1 rRNA gene (only partly in view) is annotated in these 1,818 nt (G+C 51.8%); it reads right to left on the bottom strand.

What is annotated here, in order from left to right:
* Nucleotides 1-1,818: ribosomal RNA gene (locus tag ACWITO_RS01940) — 23S ribosomal RNA — on the bottom strand (its annotated part continues 127 nt past the right edge of the window); the annotation flags it as partial.

Here is a 1,818-nt window from a genome sequence, read left to right as displayed (position 1 = left end):
ACCGAGTACACGGCTGAGACAGCGTCCAGATCGTTACACCATTCGTGCAGGTCGGAACTTACCCGACAAGGAATTTCGCTACCTTAGGACCGTTATAGTTACGGCCGCCGTTTACTGGGGCTTCGGTTCAGAGCTTCGCCTCGCAGCTAACCCCCCCCCTTAACCTTCCAGCACCGGGCAGGTGTCAGGCCTTATACTTAAACTTTCGTTTTCGCAAAGCCCTGTGTTTTTGTTAAACAGTCGCCTGGACCTATTCTCTGCGACCAGCTCTCGCTGGCTCCCCTTCTCCCGAAGTTACAGGGTTAATTTGCCGAGTTCCTTAGCCGTGTGTATCTCGAGCACCTTAGGCTTCTCGCCTCAACTACCTGTGTCGGTTTGCGGTACGGGTTGCAGCAGCTGTAGCTACACGACTTTTCTTGGAAGCAGTTACACCCTTTCGCTTCACCCGAAGGCTCCACTCTACGCACTTTTCCGTCAGTACGTAAGGACTACACCACTCCGTCATCGCTTCGCACTACTGCAAGTGCAGGAATATTAACCTGCTGTGCATCAGGTACGCCTTTCGGCTTCCCCTTAGCTCCCGACTAACCCTGGGACGATGAACGTTGCCACAGGAAACCTTAGTCTTTCGGTGTCAAAGTTTTTCACTCTGATTATCGTTACTTATGCCTACATTTGCTTTTCTACTAACTCCAACAAGCCTCACAGCTCGCCTTCGCCGCCAGCAGAATGCTCTCCTACCCATATCTCTATGGCACAGCTTCGGTGGTGAGTTTGATGCCCGTTTATTATAGATGCCCAACCGCTCGACCAGTGAGCTGTTACGCACTCTTTAAAGGAATAGCTGCTTCCAAGCTAACCTCCTGGCTGTCAAGGCAGTCAGACCGCCTTTGTTCAACTTAACTCACACTTTGAGACCTTAGCCGATGCTCTGGGTTCTTTCCCTCTCGGACTCGGACCTTAGCACCCAAGCCCTCACTGCCAAACATCATCTTGCCGCATTCGGAGTTCATCAGGATTTGGTAGGCGGTGAAGCCCCCTAGTCCTATTGGTAGCTCTACCTCAGCAAGACTAATTTGACGCTGCCCCTAAAGGCATTTCGGAGAGTACGAGCTATTTCCCAGTTTGATTAGCCTTTCACCCCTACCCTCAGTTCATCCAAAGACTTTTCAACGTCTACTAGTTCGGACCTCCAGCCTGCTTTACCAGACCTTCATCCTGACCAAGGGTAGATCACTAGGTTTCGCGTCTACCTCCCCTGACTTCACGCCCTATTCAGACTCGCTTTCGCTTCGGCTTCGTACTTCAAGTACTTAACCTTGCCAAGAAAGGTAACTCGTAGGCTCATTATGCAAAAGGCACGCCGTCAGGGCAATTGCCCCTCCGACCGCTTGTAAGCGTATGGTTTCAGGTTCTTTTCACCCCCCTGTTCGGGGTACTTTTCACCTTTCCCTCACGGTACTTCTTCACTATCGGTCTCTTGGGAGTATTTAGCCTTACCAGATGGTGCTGGCTGTTTCAAACGGGGCGTCTCCAACCCCGCCCTACTCAGGATGCAGCCCAGCTCAGCTTCGCTCCATTTACGGGACTTTCACCCTCTCCGGTAGAGTTTCCCAACTCACTTCAATTCGCTAGCTTCGCCTTGTGGCTGTCCTACTACCCCGAAGCTGCCGAAACAACTTCGGTTTGGGCTCCTCCGCTTTCGCTCGCCACTACTCACGGAATCACTTTTGTTTTCTTCTCCTACAGGTACTTAGATGTTTCAGTTCCCTGCGTTCGCCTCTCCTAACAAGGAGATGACAGGTCTTCAACCTGCCG

Source organism: Raineya sp. (genome assembly GCF_053497555.1).
This window is presented reverse-complemented; position numbering and strand designations above follow the sequence as displayed.